Here is a 17260-nt window from a genome sequence, read left to right on the forward strand (position 1 = left end):
AATTTCTATCAAACCCTCTTCCCATGCCTTTTTGCAAGTTTTGTCCTGTACTGAGGGAATTAAGATATCACGAAAAGATTTTCTTGATGAAGATAAATACAATGTTCCACAACATTGGATTGGAAAGTCAGTAGCAAAAGATACCCTTAAGCGGACTCCTCTGTGTTTGCAATTATCTCGTACTTCTGTTAGACCCGGTAAACGCAAAAGTGGATCGATCCGTAAAGCTCTCAATAATGCACAACAGGCATTTACCAAACTCAATAAAGATATTAATGAAAAACGAATAAGCGATCGCTGTCTTAACAAAGCTATTTGCCTCGCTTTACAAGATATTTTTAACGATCGACCGAATTTTCACTTTAAAAGTGAAAAAAAACATCCCTATTTAAATATTCGACCAGATATATTAATAGATACAACACAGAAACTAATTTGTTTAGAGTTTTGTTACACTATTGATAATACACCAGGCCAGATTGCCGATTATGTTTTACGAAAGCTCAATGTTTATATGAAACAATTAGAGTCACACTTTGGCATTTCCGAAGATTTATTTAGAAAATAATGACCTAAACAATTCAACTAACTAAAAACAATAAAGAAGGAAATTATCTATGAACTCTCAATCTGGAAACAAATCGAAACTTTAACCGTAGACCAAATTCTACCCATGAATTTAGAATGTAGAGAATGAATCAAATTTAATTATTTTTTTGTTAGACAGTTTGTAATGCTTCTGTAATAACTGCAAGGATTTCTCGTTCCAGATAAGGTTTCGTTAAATAAGCATAAGCACCCAACTCTAGGGCAATTTGTTTAAACTTATCTTGACTGCGAGAAGTAAGAACGATCGCGGGAATATTCGGCAAGGTTTTATCTTGTTTAACAACACTTAAAAATTCTAAACCATTCATGCGAGGCATTTCTATATCGCAAAGAGCAACATGAATAGTTTCCCCACTTTTTAATTGTTCTAATGCTTCCAAACCATCCTTTGCCTGTAAGACGCGATATCCCGATCGCTGTAAAATTAAGGTTAAAGTTTGACGTTCGGTGAGAGAATCATCAATAACTAAAATCGTTTTAACTTTAGGTTGATTGCTAACGATAGGAGAAGAAGGTAAATTAGGAATTGACTTTTTCTCCATTGTGTCAGATTCGGGAATATACAGTCCGAGAGTTTGTGTCGATAACTCTGTGGGAAGTTGGATTTTTTCTCCAGAAAAATTCTCTTTTGGCTGGAAATTTTTGGGTGCGATCGCTTCTTTATTTTGCGATTGTCCGACTAAGGCAAATCCATCGATGACTAAGGCTAAACGACCGTCAGCAAGAATACTGCAACCATAAATATAAGCAGGAGGTGCGATCGCATTGGAGAGAGGTTTAATTACTAATTCTTGTTCTTCGAGAACGCGATCGACTTCCAAGGCAATAAACCCTTCACTCCCTTTTAATAAGAGAATAGGGGCGACATTTTCCCCAGTGGTTAAAATAGGAGAGAGTTCTTGGTATTGAAATTCTCCTCCTGCTAAACCTCGACATTGAGGCAGCGATCGCGAATAATTAAACAAGGTGACGAGTTCGTAAATGGGAATCGTAAAATTTTGTTCTTCTTGCTGCCAATCTAATACCTTTTGACCGGCTAAATGCCTGATTCTTTTTCCCGGAATTAAAACTTGTTCGACTTCATTAGAAACAAATCCATAAACCGATCGCCCTGCTTGACAAATCAGCAATCTTGCGTTCATTAAAGATTCCCGAATTTGCAGGGAAAAAATGGTGCCTTGTTGCGGGATCGATTGAACATTTAAACTGCCTTTAATTTGTTCGAGTTGGGTTTTCACGACATCTAAACCGACACCGCGTCCAGAGAGATCGCTAACTCGAAAAGCTGTAGAAAATCCGGGAGAACATAACAAATCGAGTAATCTCGCTTCTGGTTGAGGGAGGTGTTGAATTTCTTTTGCTTCGCGATCTCCGATCAATCCTTTTTTAACTCCTTGCTGGCAAATTTTCTCAATATTCAATCCTTCCCCATCATCTCGGACTTCAATAATAGTACGATTGCCTTGATTGTAAGCACGAATTAAAATATTTCCTATCTCTGATTTTCCTCTTTGACGACGTATCTCAGGAGACTCAATACCGTGATCGAAGGCATTGCGAACGAGGTGTAGTAAGGCATCATAAAGATTATCGATGATGGTCTTATCAACCATTACTTGCCCGCCTTGTATTTGCAAATTAACCGATTTTTTATGAATAAAAGAAAGTTGTTTCACCATCGGTGGAAATCGCTTGAGAAGGTTCTCTAAAGGAATCATTCTCGCGGTTTGCACGTTATCTCGCAGTTGGTTCGATAAACGTTGTTCTCGTTCAATCGTTGAGGTGGTTGTTCTTGCTAATAAGTTAATATCTTCGGTTGCTTGCGTAATTTGTGAAGCCTCTTCTAAAGCAGAATAGAGCGCTTTTTGTAAAGGATGAACTTGTTTGTAATGACCATTGCGATCGCTCCCTTGTTTTGAGAGAGAGTGAGTCACGAGATCTCGTAATTGATTGAGAGTTAATCGATGTTGTCGAATCCAATCCGTTAATTTTTGGATAGCAGTTTGAAATTGTTCGTCTCTTAAGGAAAGTTGATTTTGATTGATTAAAAGTTCAGCAACGAGGTGATTGAAGAGTTCTAATTGTTCGAGGTTAATGCGTAAGGTTTTGGCGATCGGTTGAGAAGGGAGTCCGGACTCAATTTGAGGAGGGTTTGGCGGTGCAAGAGTTTCAGATATTTGAGGAGTAATTTGCGATCGCTTTTCTGGGTTCTGTTGCGGTTTTACCGGCTTGGGAAGATCGTCTAAAAAGATAGGTTCGGATTCTTCAGGAAAATCGCTGAAAGTGTCTCGCAAATCGACAGAACCAAAAGTTTCCTCGAGAGAAGGAATTTCTTGAGCATTTGGTGAAGCCGATCGCGGTTTCGGTTCGCTCAGAAAAATTTCTTCTTCAATAGGTAAATTTTCCAATGCAATTTCTTCTGCGAGATCGAGTTCTGAGGCTAATAATTCCCCTGCCCTTTCATCGTCAATATCCCAAATATTGCTGGGAATAAAATCTGGTTCTCCTTCGGGTTTTATAGTCGTTTCTGGTGCGATCGCTGCTTCTAGCTCCAAGTCTAAAGTTTGTTCGGTTTGTGCATCCAAAGCGAAATTTTCGGGCAGATTTTCAATATCGCCAAAGGTTTCTTCAAGAGCGATCGCGTCAGTTTCCAAGTGATTAACTTCTGTATTTTCTAATTCTCTAGATACGTCACTCAGTTCTAATTCTCCAAATTCCCTCTCAAAATCAGAGTCTGAAAAGGCTTCTTGTTCCGATATCAGATTAATGGGTTCGTCTAAATCAACTTCGATCGCGTCTTCTGGAGAATTTTGCAGTTCTAATTCTTCAAAAGACGCTTCTAATTCCTGTCGTTCTACTGGAGAAATAAGCGGAAATTCTTCAACAATATTTAAACCTATATCGGGATTAAATTCTAAATCTGACTCGCTCTGGGACTCGGAATCGATAAAAGAAAATGGATCTTCGTTCGGGATTAGTGTTGAATTTTCAACCGTTGAAGGCGCAAGTAAATCTTCTAAATCTTGACCTATTTCTAACTCATCAAACTCTTCAATCGGTATGATTTCTTGCGGTATGATTTCTGTAGTCGTTGTTGTTTCTCTCGCCAATTCTAATAACAGTTTACTGGGTTGACCTCCGCTCTCGCGATCGCCTTCTAACACCAATTTTTGGGCGCATTCGAGGTCTTCTAAAGCAAGATGGGCAATCTCGATCGCCTCCTCGGGATGCGCTGCGATCGCTGCCAAAATTGCCGTCGCGATCGCTCCAAACCCCGGCAACCCCAAGGATTCCCCCAATCCGACAAACACATTGGCTTGTTCGGTGAGGGTCGTGGCGATCGCGTCTTGATTTGCACCCTTTGATAAAAGTTCTTTTAATTCTTCTATTCTTTGATTGACACCAACTTCAAAGATAGATTTAGTGAGGTCGAATCCTAGCTCTTCGGAGGTGGGCAAAGGAGGTTGATGATCGAAACAATCTCCCAGTTTGGCTTGAAATCGCACAAAGAGGTCTGCCGCACGATTTAAGAGGTCATCATCTAGATCGGTGCCTTCCGACGGGGCCAATTCTGCCGATATTGCCAGTCTCAAGCATTCATAGCCTTCAAACAGCATGGATTCTAACTCTTGGTCGATAATGGCTTCAGGCGCAAGCATTGCCCGAAAGACATCTTCTAAATTGTGAGCAATGATTTTAATTGTTTCGCATCCTACATTGGCAGAAGCACCTTTGAGAGTATGAGTGGCTCGCATTAAACCATAAATCTCATTTGTACTGGCTTCTGGAGTGAGCGCAAATAATTGCTGCTCGATTTCAGTTAATAACTCTCTGGCTTCGCTCAAAAAGTATTCATAACCTTCTGGGTTTCGTAAAGGTTGTGAAGATCGAGGTGGTGAGGGATTAGGGTTTGAAGGCTTAGATGAGGGCTGATTCTCCATTGTTGGGGGGGTGAAAATTGGATCTGGGAATGTTTTTATGTTGCTGTCTGTTTCAATTTCTTCTTCGCGATCGCCAAAATCCAGTGCGATAGAAACAGGAAAAGAAAAAATCTCTTCTTCTTCTAATGTTTGCAAACTTTGCATACTCGAATCAGTTTCGATTTCTTCTTCATCATCATCGAAAGAAATTTCTAGGGAAGGTACAGCAAAAATATCGACTTCTTTTATCTCTTGTCCATTTTCCAAATTGGATTTAGAATGGCGATCGCGTTCTCTAGTTTGATGTTCTTCCCAAGGAATATCTGCTGAAAGTTCTCTTGGCTCGGTTTCGATTTCTTCTTCATCATCATCGAAAGAAATTTCTAGGGAAGGTACAGCAAAAATATCTTCTTCTCTTATTTCTTGTCCATTTTCCAAATTGGATTTAGAATGGCGATCGCGTTCTCTAGTTTGACTTTCTTCCCAAGGAATATCTACTGAAAACCTTCTCGGCTCGGTTTCGACTTCATTATCAAAAGAAATTTCTAGGGAAGGTACAGCAAAAATATCTTCTTCTCTTATTTCTTGTCCATTTTGCAGATTGGATTCAGAAATACAATCGCGTTCTCCAGTTTGACTTTCTTCCCAAGGAATGTCTGCTGAAAATCCCCTCGGTTCGGTTTCGATTTCTTCCTCGTCATCAAAGGAAATAGCGATTGATTTTGATGATGAGTGATGGGGAATTTCTTCTTCTTCTTCAATTGAAATAGATATAGTTTGACCATTTTGATGTTCTTCTCCCCAAAGAGTATCCGCAGCTTTAGCCATTTCTCGCCCGACTGTATCTTGGGTAAAATAATCCCATTTTTTAACAGAAGACCAGAGTGCGCTTGCCATTTTGCCAGCGAGTTTTTGCAGATCCAGTTCTTTTAGCTCAGACATTTTTAATCACCGATTACCAATGCAATAAATTGTTCGCTGTTCGTTAGTTTAATTCACTTTAAATTGTTTCACGACTTCTTGTAATTGCTGTGCGGTTGCTAGAGAATTTTGGAAGGTTTCCGAAAGTTCTACCGACTCCTCCGAAGTACTGTTAGAAATGTCAGCAACTGCTCGCATTGTTTCCGTAACAGACTGCGATCGCTCGAGTTGTGCTTGAGTTGCTTCGGTAATATCTTCCACCAATTGGCCGATCTGAGCGGTTGCTGCCGCGATCGCATTCAAATTTCCCTTGGTTTCTTCCACCAATGTCGTCCCAGCACTCACGCGCGAAATTGCCGACTCAGTGACGGCGATCGCTTCCCCGGTTTGCTGGCGAATTTCTGCGACTAAATTGGAGATTTCCGAGGTTGCATTGGCAGATTGTCGTGCGAGCGATCGCACTTCATCGGCAACCACCGCAAAGCCTTTGCCATATTCTCCCGCCCGAGTTGCCTCGATCGCTGCATTGAGGGAAAGCAATTGAGTTTGAGTGGCAAAGTCCCCAATGAGATTAACCACGCGATCGATCTTCTGAGAAGATTCACTGAGTTCCCGGATCTTCTGTGAGGTTTCTGCCACAGTATCCCGAATTGCTAAAATCCCTTCTACGGTGCGGCTCATCGCCGAATTTCCCGATTTAACTGTCTCGTTGGCATTCTGTACGGCTTGTTCGATCGCTCGGGCATTCGCTCCTACATTTTTGGACGAGTTCACCATCTGCTGTACTTCATCGAGGGCAATATTTAGCTCTCGGGTTTGTTGTTGTGCCTGTACTGCCAGCTTGCGAATTTGCGTATCGCTACCGGTTGAGCTTTGGGCGACCTCTGCCGTTACGTTTTGCACCTGCATGACAATCTTTCGCAGACTTTGCAAGGTATTGTTATAAACATCGGCGATCGTGCCCAATTCATCTTCTGAGAGAGGGGCGCGGACGGTCAAATCGCCTTCCAAAGCTGGGCGCACTGCCATTAATAATTGAATTGCCCGACGTTGTAGCAATTCCCGCGCTTCTTTTTCCCGTTGTGCCGACTCTTCCAACTTTCGTGCTTGTTGGCGCAGTTGTTCTAAATCTTCTGCTCTTTGCAAAGCCAGACCTAATTGAGATCCCAACTGTACCATCACTTGAATCTCTTCACTATCCCACTGCCTCGGTCCCGAACATTGATAGTTAGCCATCAAGCCCCAGAGCTTCTCCCCGAGAAAAATCGGCACGGTGATATAAGCGCGTGCCTGAAAACTTTCCAAGAGTTCGAGATAACAGGGAGAGAAGCCCGAATTATAGATATCGTTAGAGGCGCGAAATTGTTCTCCTTTGCGATAAGTTCCGCCTTCCGTATCCTGTAAATAAGTATCGCGAGAAGCAAGTTGGCGCACCTGCATTTGCTTAATCGTGCAGCCTTCCGTATCGATATTAGCTTTGGTTTTTTCGAGGAGAGTGATATCTTCTGTCTGCACGCTCAAAAGAGGCAACCATTCTGCCTTGACAGATTCGGCGATAAATTCCCCACTCCAATCCTCATTAAAACGATAGACTCCTACCCGATCGCTATTAAATATCTTGCGGGCTTCTCGCGTGGCAATTTTAAAAATAGTGGCGATATCTTGGGACTGTTTGATGCGATCGCTAATGGTGGCGATCGCTCGTTCTCGTTCAATCGCTTGTTCCAGTTTTCGGGTTTGAGCTTTAACCCGTTGCAAATCTTGTCCTCGTTGTAAAGCAATCCCCAATTGAGATCCGAGGTTAGTGACGAGGTTAATTTCCTCCTCATTCCATTGTCTCGGACTCGAACATTGATAGGTTGCCATCAAGCCCCAGAGTTTTTCCCCGAGAAAAATCGGTACAGTAACATAAGCACGAGCTTGAAATCGCTCTAAGAGTTCGAGATAACAGCGCGGAAAACCAGACTCTCGAACATCGTTGCAAGCACGATATTTATCTCCAGTCTTATAAGTTCCTCCTCGCGTGCGTTCTAAATAAGTGTCTTTAGTGATAAGATCGCGAGTTGCCATTTCCTTAACCGTACAGCCTTCTGTATCGATATTAATTTTTGTAGCTTCTAATAAACTGTCATTTTCATATTGTTCTCGTAACAAAGACTTCCAATTTCCGATGACAGCTTCGGCGACAAATTCTCCGCTCCAATCTTCATTAAAACGATAAATCCCTACGCGATCGGCGTTCAAGAGTTGGCGAATTTCACTGGTAGCAATTTTAAAAATATCGTCAGTATCTTGGGACTGTTTGATGCGATCGCTAATTAAAGCTAAAGTCCGTTCCCGTTTTACCGCTTCTTCTAATTTTTTTGCTTGAGCTTGTACTCGTTCTAAATCTTGCGCTCGTTGTAAGGCAATCCCTAATTGAGAACCCAAATTCACCACAAGATTAATTTCTTCTGGACTCCATTGCCTCGGATCGGAACATTGATATGTCGCCATCAGTCCCCAAAGTTTTTGACCGAGGAAAATCGGTACCGTGACGTAGGCTTGTGCCTGAAATCGTTCTAATAAGTCAAGATAACAGCGAGGAAAATTTGCGTTATAAATATCATTACAAACTCGATATTTATCTCCTGTTTTATAGGTTCCGCCTTGGGTGCGCTCCAAATAAGTATCTTTGCTCATGAGATCGCGAGTTGCCATTTCCTTAACCGTACAACCTTCTGTATCAATGTTAATTTTTGTCCCTTCTAAGAGGCTTTCATTTTCAATTTGTTCTCGTAACAAAGACTTCCAACCTCCAGTCACAGACTCGGCGATAAATTCCCCACTCCAATCCGTGTTAAAGCGATAAATTCCCACACGATCGGCTTGCAGTAATTGACGGACTTCTCGAGTGGCAATATCAAAAATTGCTTGGGTATTTTGCGTTTGTTTGATGCGATCGCCAATTAAAGCTAAAGTTCGTTCTCGTTGAATGGCTTCTTCTAACTTTTTTGTTTGCGATCGCACCTGTTCCATATCTTCAGCGCGTTGCAAAGCTAGACCTAATTGAGAACCCAAATTCACCACAAGATCGATTTCTTCTTGCCCCCAAATTCTCGCTCCCGAACATTGATAATTGGCTAACAATCCCCATAATTGATTCCCTAAAAAGATCGGCACGGTGACGTAAGCACGTGCTTGAAAACTTTCCAGCAGATCGATATAACAGCCCGGAAAATTTGCTTTGTAAATATCGTTGCAAGCTCGGTATTTATCTCCTGTTCGATAGGTTCCACCTTTCGTGTTTTTCAAATAAGTATCGCGTGCGGCTAATTCTTGTACCTGCATTTGTTTGATAGTGCAACCTTCCGTGTCAATATTATCTTTCGTTCCTGCAAGAATCACGGAATCTGTGCTTTGTGCTGTCGCAAGGGATATCCAACCTTCTCCTACGGATTCGGCGACGAATTCCCCTCTCCAGTCCGGCTTAAAACGATAAACAACGACGCGATCGCTCTTCAACAGTTTGCGAATGGACTCTGTTGCTACCCGAAAGACTGTTTGCGTATCAGTGGATTGTTTGATGCGATCGACGGTTAGCGCCACAGTTTTTTCGCGATCGACAGCCTTTTTTAGCTTGTCAGCTTGCAAGCGCTGTTGGCGAAGGGTAGAAGCCTGTTGCAGGGCGACTCCTAACTGCTCGGCAATTTGTACCAGTAGGCGAATTTCCCCTTGTTCCCAAGTGCGCGGGGCGGAGCATTGATACGTTGCCAGCAGTCCCCACAGTTTCGTACCTTGATAAATGCCAACAGTTAAATAAGCTCGCGCTTGAATGCGCTCTAGGAGTTCAATATAACAAGCCGGAAAATTTTTCTCATAAATATTATTGGCAACGCGGTACTTTTGTCCTTTCGTATAACCTCCCCCTTTTGTTTGTTCTAGATAAGTATCAACAATTTCTCCTCGCCCATTGCGATCGCTGCCTTCCACCATCAATTTGAGATTGCAATCTTCGCTATTCTCCCGCAAAAGTTCCGGATCGACGGGGTTTTGCATGAGGGAAGACCAGCCCGCACCGACAGATTCTGCGACGAATTTGCCACTCCAATCCGTGTTAAAGCGATAAATTCCCACGCGATCGGCTTTCAATAACTGACGGACTTCTTGGGTAGTGGTTTGAAAGATGGTTTTGATATCGAGGGAGCGGCGAATGCGGGTAATGACTTTGGTAGAAGCATTTTCACGGATTTGCTGGCGCTCGATTTCTTCTTGGAATTGATAGCCGACTAAATTGAGAGCGAGAGCCGTGGTAACTTGTTCGAGAATGCCAATCTCGCTTTGACTCCAGCGCCGCGCCTCATTGCACTGTTGAACGGAGAGCAGCCCCCAAACCATGCTCCCTATACGGATCGGGCAACTAAGTCCGGCGCGGACTTGGTGTTTTTCGAGGAGTTGCAGTTGATAAGGGGTAACTTTTGTGCTGGCAATGTAGTCGATGGCCATGCAATCGACGATATCGTAATCCTGTTGGCGATCGCCTCCGAAAAAAGTCGCAGGTATCATTTCCCCGAGGGTGGGAGTCCAACCTCGTTCGATGGCTTCCGCGATCGCGTTTCCTTGACTTTCGCTGGTGAAGCGATACACCAACACCCGGGAGGCTTGCAGGAGTTCTCGCAGGCGATCGCAAGTAATAGCGAGGAGAGTATTGCGATCGCGAGACTGGCGCATCTGGTCTTGCACTCGGGCGAGTTGTTGGCGTAGTTGCTCGAATTCTCGTTCTAGGCTCGGGGGCGCAATTTTGGCAGGAGTTTCGCCATCTGACGGGCTACTCGCTCCATTAACGATATTGGGATCGGGAGTCGAACGGTTAGAGGAAATCGCTGTCATGGGAAATAAGGATTAATTTAAGAAATTTCCGGTTTTAGTTTTTTCGGCTAGGAAGATTAATCGTTCTCCTATTGTGGCACGACTCGCTCTAGAGGCACAATTTTCACTCTGTCAATAAATTTTAAGCAGTTTTGACAATGTGCGAGGTTGACCATTGGTTTCTGAATTCTTAAAAAAATTTAGGAACGACTCGCACGGACTTGCCGAATATATTTTGCTTGACCAAAATAATTAAGGTTTCAAGCCTCCCACTTTAGCGGTCAGAAAAGGGTCTAAGTTAAGTAGATCGCCTTCATTGGCGCGATCGCAGATGATGGCAAGGAGGGCATTGCGATCGCGAAATTAGTTATCGTATCGATTAGAATAATTGTAATCAATCGCATTGGCTGGATAAAGAGGTTTTTACCGATGTTACTTTGGAGGAATGCTACGAAACCGACCCCATCACCCGAGTTCGCTTTGCGAGACTCACTTCCTATTTTTGATTCGCGTCGAAAATCAAGCCTCTTTTAGAGTCAGAATAAAACGCGATTCAATCATGACTCTTGTTTTCGAGAAACCCCATAAAAGTCTCGAAAATTATTAAAGTAGAGAGAATGTGTTATTGAATTGCCAAAGATAAAATTTCCCTTGGCAAAAAATCATTAGCGATCGCGCTGCCTAAAACTTTGAGTCGAGATCGCGATCTGGCTCTCAAATACACCGTACAAAATCGTCAAAATCCACGTATGCTCTTAACCCAGCCTAAAATTGAAAATACAAGTTTGCAATATTTGCAACGTCCCTCAGAGGATGAAGGCGTAATCTCCCCCAATCAGATTCTTGCCCCCCTAACCGCTCGCGTCAACGATCGCGACCATTTAGAAATCGGTGGTTGCGATGTCACGGAATTACTAGCAGAATTTGGTTCCCCTCTTTATATTTTAGACGAGCAAACCCTGAGAACGACCTGCCGTCAGTATCGCGAGGCATTTATCCGTCACTATGCCGGGGAATCTGAGGTCATTTACGCCTCTAAAGCTTGGAGTTGTCTAGCGGTTTGTGCCGTCATTGCCAGTGAAGGATTGGGATTTGACGTGGTTTCTGGGGGGGAATTATATACGACTCGACAAGCGGGAGTCAGTGCCGATCGCATCTATTTTCACGGCAATAATAAGTCCTTAGAAGAATTGCAATATGCCTATCGTGAAGGCTGTACGGTCATGGTCGATAATTGGCTGGAATTAGAGATGCTCGCCGAGACTGCGACCGCCAAGACTCCCGTTCCTATTATGGTGCGGCTGACCCCGGGTATTGAATGTCATACCCACGAATATATTCGCACGGGACATATCGATAGTAAGTTTGGCTTCGATCCCAATCAATTATCCGAGGTATTTGCTTGGATTCGCGATCGCCCCCAACTGGATTTTATCGGACTGCACGCCCATATTGGTTCGCAAATCTTCGAGCGCCAACCACATCAAGATTTAGGCGGGGTAATGGTGGAATGGTTGCAAAGCGCGATCGCGGCAGGGTTATCGGTCAAAGCCTTAAATATTGGTGGCGGTTTAGGCATTTGCTACACCGAAGCCGACGATCCTCCCAGTATTGAAGAATGGGTCGGTGCTGCCTGTCGTGCCGTTGCTCATGCTTGTGAAACTCACAATTTACCCTTACCGAAACTCATGTGCGAACCCGGACGATCTCTTATCGGGTCCTCTTGCGTGACCGCTTATACTGTCGGCAGTCGCAAAGAAATCCCAGAAATGCGAACTTATGTTGCTGTAGATGGAGGCATGTCGGATAACCCGCGACCTATCACTTATCAATCAGTGTATCGGACTGTCCTCGCCAATCGCATGTCGGCTCCGATCGCAGAAACCGTCACCGTTGCGGGAAAGCATTGCGAGTCGGGAGATGTCGTCATTAAAGATGCCCAACTGCCCGCAACCCGAGCCGGAGATGTCTTGGTGGTTTTGGCAACGGGAGCCTACAATTACAGCATGGCTTCTAACTATAATCGCATTGCTCGTCCCGCCGCCGCGATCGCGAAGGAAGGAAAAGCCCATTTAATCTTGGAACGGGAAACTTATGCAGATTTAATTCGTCAAGACCGACTGCCCAAGCACCTGATTGAGGATTAAACCTGTTGGGAGGAGCGCCGATCATTCTCCTCCCTTAAGTTCTGAAATTAAAAATCTTCTGCTCCCAAATCTCTATTCACGATCGATTATTAAATATTAATTATCAATGGGTTTTCTGGTTGACCCGAACGCAATTTCTCCTTGGTTACTCGAAATTATTGATATTGGCCTCGTTCTCCTGTTGACCTATTTAGTTCTCCTTGCGATCGGGGAACGGCGGACTCTCTGGATGGTCAGAGGGTTAATTGTCCTTATGCTGGCGGCTGTTGTGAGTGAAAAACTCATGTTACCGCATTTAAGTTTTGTGTTGGAACGATTGGTTTTAGGGTCGGCAGTCGCAATGGCCGTGGTTTTTCAATCAGAATTTCGTCAGTTTTTAGAAAAACTCGGACGTGGGGATCTTTTACACGTTTTTCAAACTTCTCATCGTTTCGTTCCCGAGCAGGAAAATACTATTGATAAAATTGTGGATGCCATTAAGGAACTCTCGCAAAATCGCACGGGGGCGCTGATTATCATGGAGACAGGCGATCCCATTGACGATCGCTTTTTTTCAGTGTCGGGGGTTCCTTTAGATGCAGAAATCTCTAAGGAAATCCTCCAAACTATTTTTCAAACCAGTACGCTTTTACATGATGGGGCAGTACAAATTCGCGGTTCTCGCATCGTTGCCGCCTCAATTATTTTACCCCTCTCAGAACGCGTGGCCTCTCGTCAGTTGGGAACTCGTCACCGAGCAGCAATGGGCATTACGGAACGCGTCGATAATTGTTTGTGTCTCGTAGTTTCGGAGGAGACGGGATCGATTTCTTTGGCTGAAGGACGGAGTTTAAATCGACCATTAACGAGCAGTAAATTAAAAGAGTTATTAGAGCAGAGATTTTCAACTTCTGTAGAGCGAGATACAACCCCCAATATCGGACGCTTGAGTCGTCGGCTGGGCGCTCAAGGACGGGCGTTATTTCAGCGCTTGTTTGGAAGTTGATGGAGGAGTTAAGAGTTAAGAACGGGACTCGAACAATAAAGAAGGCAAAATTTTGCGAAATCCTTCTGGCCAACCCATTTTTAAACAATCTTTCCCGATAGCATCAAAAATCTAAAGTGGGAGATTTGAGACCTTTTCTTTTTGGTCAAATGGTGTTTTACCAATCAAGATGACAAGTTAAACTCGAGGGTTTATATCTCTCGTTTAACCTGTCATAATTGAGATAACGAACTGACCTTTATCCCTGAGAAACCCCTACAGTTTCCTTTTCCTTGGCTAAGAATTTCTCCAATTCCGTGAGGGCATCGGCATCAACCTTGGTTTGCATTGGGCAGAACTTGGGTCCGCACATGGAGCAGAATTCAGCCGTTTTATAGATATCGGCGGGTAAGGTTTCGTCGTGATATTCTCGAGCGCGATCGGGATCGAGAGAGAGTTCAAATTGACGATTCCAATCGAAGTTATACCGCGCTGCCGAGAGTTCGTCATCGCGATCGCGCGCACCCGGACGCTGGCGGGCAATATCCGCAGCATGAGCAGCAATTTTATAGGCAATTAACCCGTTACGGACATCTTCGGCATCCGGCAAGCCTAAATGTTCCTTGGGAGTCACATAACAGAGCATCGCCGTTCCGTACCATCCCGCCATCGCCGCCCCGATCGCGGATGTAATATGATCGTATCCGGGGGCAATATCTGTCACCAAAGGACCAAGGACGTAGAAAGGCGCTTCGGAACACTCTTCCATCTGTTTCTTAACATTAAACTCGATCTGATCCATGGGTACGTGACCGGGACCTTCTACCATCACCTGTACGTCATGTTCCCACGCCCGACGAGTCAATTGTCCGAGGGTTTTTAACTCTGCCAATTGTGCGTCGTCGGATGCGTCGTGGGTACAACCCGGACGCAGAGAATCTCCCAAACTGAAGGAAACATCATACTTTTTAAAGATTTCGATAATTTCATCGAAATGGGTGTAAAGGGGGTTTTGCTTATGATGATGCAGCATCCACCGGGCGATAATTCCTCCCCCGCGAGAAACAATGCCCGTAATGCGATCGCGCACTAAAGGTAAATGCTCGATTAAAATGCCCGCATGAATGGTCATATAGTCCACCCCCTGTTGGGCGTGTTTTTCGATAATATGCAGAAAATCCTCGGGTTTGAGTTTTTCAATCGATCCATGTACGCTTTCCATAGCTTGATAAATGGGCACCGTACCGATGGGAACAGGAGAAGCCTTAATAATAGCCGTGCGGATGATGTCGAGATCCCCGCCACCCGTGGAGAGATCCATCACCGTATCCGCGCCGTATTTAACCGCCAAATTTAACTTATCTACTTCTTCTTCTAAGTTAGAAGAATTAGGAGACGCGCCGATATTTGCATTCACTTTGCACTTAGATGCAATGCCGATGGCCATTGGCTCGAGGTTGGGATGATTAATATTTGCAGGGATAATCATCCGTCCCCGCGCCACTTCTTCCCGAATCAAATCCGGAGGCAGGTTTTCCCGTTTGGCGACGTAGTGCATCTCTTCAGTAATCGTACCCTGACGAGCATAGTGCATTTGAGTCACGTTTCCTTGACCGCGCCGTTTGGCAACCCATTCTGTCCGCATATAGAATTTCCTCGTAATTACAGCTTCCCTACGCTGGTGCTAACCAGTCTCAGGTTCTAAGGGTCTTTCTCAGCCCGGTGTTCGGGCACCCCTAGCTTAAAAAAGGAATACTATCATCGCTCAGAACAGAAACGCCTAACATTTAAGAATTTTAACCAAATTGCCCAGAAATTCTATTCTTCCTCGGCGCGATCGCTGGTTGCATAATTTGTCTCTCTTTCATACCCCTCAGAAATCGATCGCGAACAGGACCAATTACTCGGCAAAGCTGACGGCCAGCCCAAACGCAGGGCTTCCGGGCAAATTGTCATGACGGTTAATTGGCAATCAATCAACTGAAATCCTTCTTTTTCTGCCTGTTTGAGACTTTGTTTTAAAATCGAATCATTATTGAATTCAATGGTTTTATTGCATTGAATACACACCATGTGGTGATGATGATGGGGATAGGGTTGATTGAGTTCATAATGCTTGTGACCTTCTGCAAGTTCTAATTCTCGTAAAATTCCCATCCGCGCCATGAGTTTAACACTGCGATAAATCGTAGACAGGCTGATTGCTTCGCCACGCTGCTCTAAAACTTGAAAAAGTTCTTCTGCACTTAAATGATTTCCCCGGGGTAAATTCTGGAAAACGTGCAGGATTTTCTCCCGTTGTGGCGTTAAACGCCAACCTCGAGAATTGAGTTCGGCTTTGAGGGTCTTCGCGGTATAAGGCAACATGATTCTCAGAAAGAGCGACCTATTGAAAATAATAGGCCGTTTTCCCAGTCATTTTCAACTATTTTTACTAATTGAGAATCTTAGTCAATTACCTAATGAGCGATCGAGGAATGAGGAAGATGACTTAAGCACTCGTGAAACCTCAATTCCCCAGACGCTTCTACAAGGGTGCAACTTCAATTTCAACCATTGCCGTGACTTCTGCGTGCAGTTTGAGTTCGACTTGATAATTGCCCAGTTTGCGAATGTCGGGAATAGTAATATCGCGCTTGTCAACCTCCTGACCGGCTCTTTCTTGGATGGCATCGGCGACATCTTGCGCCGTCACCGTCCCAAAAATGGCTTTCTCTTCTCCAGCTTGCTTGCGAATAACCAAGCGTCCTACCGTCGCTAAGGCTGTCTTGCGGGCTTCGGCTTGTTGCTTGATTTCGAGTAAGCGCTGGCGCTCTTTCTCTCTTCTTTGTTCCACCATTTTAATGATACCGGGAGTCGCTCGCATGGCAATTCCTTGGGGAACGAGATAATTGCGGGCATACCCTGGAGCAACATCAACGACATCGCCATTTTTGCCGAGTTTGCTGACATCTCGATTTAAGACAACTTGTACGCGCTTGGCCATAATTCTCCGTCAATCTAAAATTTTTTCTACAATTTGGTCGCAATCTTCTATATTACAATGCAATCGAGTTTTTTCTCAAAGTTGTTCAAAATAAATCTTTTTTCCCTCGCAGGCGAGCAAAGGTTTTCACTTTATCCTTTGTTCCCATTGCTTGCTGGATTTCCAGTTTATCCCAGCGTAAGAAAGGGTTAGTTTGTTTTTCGATGCCGATCGCAGAAGGAATTGTGGGTTCTTGGCGCGATCGCATGGCTTTAACTTTTGCATAACGGGTTTTTAGTTCGCTATTGTGAGGTTCGACAGTTAGGGCAAATTTGAGATTATTCAAGGTATATTCGTGAGCGCACCAGATCCGGGTCTTGTCGGGCAAATTTCGCAATTTTCCGAGGGAATTCACCATTTGTGCGGGCGTGCCTTCAGATAATCGCCCGCACCCTCCTGCAAATAAAGTATCGCCACAAAAAAGCTCTCCTGTTTCGTCTGCTTTGCGAGGCGGAAAATAGTAAGCAATATGGGCGCGGGTATGGCCGGGGACAAAAAACACCTCTGCCGTGCGATCGCCAAAATCTACGCGATCGCCATCTTTTAAAAATATTTGCTGTCCGGGGAGACGACCGCGATCCTCAGCACCCCCATACACTCGCAAATTGGGAAAGTGGTGCAAAAGTTCTTGATTTCCACCGATGTGATCCCAATGGTGGTGAGTGTGAAAAATCGCTACAAGTTGGGCATTGAGGCTGTTAAGTTGCTGCAATACAGGACGTGCTAGCGCAGGATCGACGACAGCGGCAATATTTCGGGGTGCGTCGTGGAGCAGAAAAATATAGTTGTCAGAGAGGACGGGAATACGAATAACTTGCATGAGAGA

8 protein-coding genes, 1 pseudogene and 1 riboswitch are annotated in these 17260 nt (G+C 44.3%); of the genes and pseudogenes, 3 read left to right on the forward strand and 6 right to left on the reverse strand.

Features of this window, described 5'->3' with window-relative positions:
* Positions 1–568 (forward strand): annotated as a pseudogene (locus tag AC6RV6_RS20230) (hypothetical protein); the annotation flags it as partial.
* 151 nt (positions 569–719) lie between these two features.
* Here AC6RV6_RS20230 and AC6RV6_RS20235 read toward each other — a convergent pair.
* Complete coding sequence (locus AC6RV6_RS20235; protein WP_500242686.1) at positions 720–5471, reverse strand: hybrid sensor histidine kinase/response regulator; 4752 nt, start codon at positions 5469–5471, stop codon at positions 720–722.
* 48 nt (positions 5472–5519) lie between these two features.
* The gene (locus AC6RV6_RS20240; RefSeq protein WP_500242687.1) at positions 5520–10319 is read right to left on the reverse strand and encodes a GAF domain-containing protein; all 4800 of its coding nucleotides are present in this window, start codon (positions 10317–10319) and stop codon (positions 5520–5522) included.
* 728 nt (positions 10320–11047) lie between these two features.
* Here AC6RV6_RS20240 and lysA point away from each other — a divergent pair.
* Together lysA and cdaA are read left to right on the forward strand one after the other, a co-directional pair.
* Positions 11048–12445 carry a diaminopimelate decarboxylase gene (gene lysA, locus AC6RV6_RS20245; RefSeq protein WP_500242734.1) on the forward strand — a complete coding sequence of 466 codons (1398 nt, stop codon included), beginning with the start codon at positions 11048–11050 and terminating at the stop codon, positions 12443–12445.
* Positions 12446–12551: 106 nt separating this feature from the next.
* Positions 12552–13430 carry a diadenylate cyclase CdaA gene (gene cdaA, locus AC6RV6_RS20250; protein ID WP_500242688.1) on the forward strand — a complete coding sequence of 293 codons (879 nt, stop codon included), beginning with the start codon at positions 12552–12554 and terminating at the stop codon, positions 13428–13430.
* 238 nt (positions 13431–13668) lie between these two features.
* Here the strand turns inward: cdaA and thiC are convergent, their stop codons facing one another.
* The 4 genes from thiC to gloB form a co-directional block, all read right to left on the reverse strand.
* Positions 13669–15054 (reverse strand): phosphomethylpyrimidine synthase, encoded by a 1386-nt coding sequence (gene thiC / locus AC6RV6_RS20255; protein ID WP_500242689.1) that lies wholly within the window; start codon positions 15052–15054, stop codon positions 13669–13671.
* Between the two features lie 8 nt (positions 15055–15062).
* Positions 15063–15157, reverse strand: a riboswitch (TPP riboswitch).
* Between the two features lie 70 nt (positions 15158–15227).
* Complete coding sequence (locus AC6RV6_RS20260; protein ID WP_500242690.1) at positions 15228–15776, reverse strand: ferric uptake regulation protein; 549 nt, start codon at positions 15774–15776, stop codon at positions 15228–15230.
* A 160-nt stretch (positions 15777–15936) separates the two neighbouring features.
* On the reverse strand, positions 15937–16395 hold the full coding sequence (gene rplI / locus AC6RV6_RS20265; protein ID WP_500242691.1) for a 50S ribosomal protein L9: 459 nt from the start codon (positions 16393–16395) through the stop codon (positions 15937–15939).
* Positions 16396–16480: 85 nt separating this feature from the next.
* A complete protein-coding gene (gloB, locus tag AC6RV6_RS20270) occupies positions 16481–17254 on the reverse strand; it encodes a hydroxyacylglutathione hydrolase (protein WP_500242692.1) in 774 nt (257 codons plus the stop codon).
* Positions 17255–17260 lie beyond the last annotated feature (6 nt).

This window comes from Spirulina sp. LEGE 11439, assembly GCF_059821285.1.

What these genes read in the sequence shown, in the direction of transcription:
- AC6RV6_RS20235 (WP_500242686.1), bottom strand. Translation starts at nt 5,471, where the DNA reads ATGTCTGAGCTAAAAGAACTGGATCTGCAAAAACTCGCTGGCAAAATG.
- AC6RV6_RS20240 (WP_500242687.1), bottom strand. Translation starts at nt 10,319, where the DNA reads ATGACAGCGATTTCCTCTAACCGTTCGACTCCCGATCCCAATATCGTT.
- lysA (WP_500242734.1), top strand. Translation starts at nt 11,048, where the DNA reads ATGCTCTTAACCCAGCCTAAAATTGAAAATACAAGTTTGCAATATTTG.
- cdaA (WP_500242688.1), top strand. Translation starts at nt 12,552, where the DNA reads ATGGGTTTTCTGGTTGACCCGAACGCAATTTCTCCTTGGTTACTCGAA.
- thiC (WP_500242689.1), bottom strand. Translation starts at nt 15,054, where the DNA reads ATGCGGACAGAATGGGTTGCCAAACGGCGCGGTCAAGGAAACGTGACT.
- AC6RV6_RS20260 (WP_500242690.1), bottom strand. Translation starts at nt 15,776, where the DNA reads ATGTTGCCTTATACCGCGAAGACCCTCAAAGCCGAACTCAATTCTCGA.
- rplI (WP_500242691.1), bottom strand. Translation starts at nt 16,395, where the DNA reads ATGGCCAAGCGCGTACAAGTTGTCTTAAATCGAGATGTCAGCAAACTC.
- gloB (WP_500242692.1), bottom strand. Translation starts at nt 17,254, where the DNA reads ATGCAAGTTATTCGTATTCCCGTCCTCTCTGACAACTATATTTTTCTG.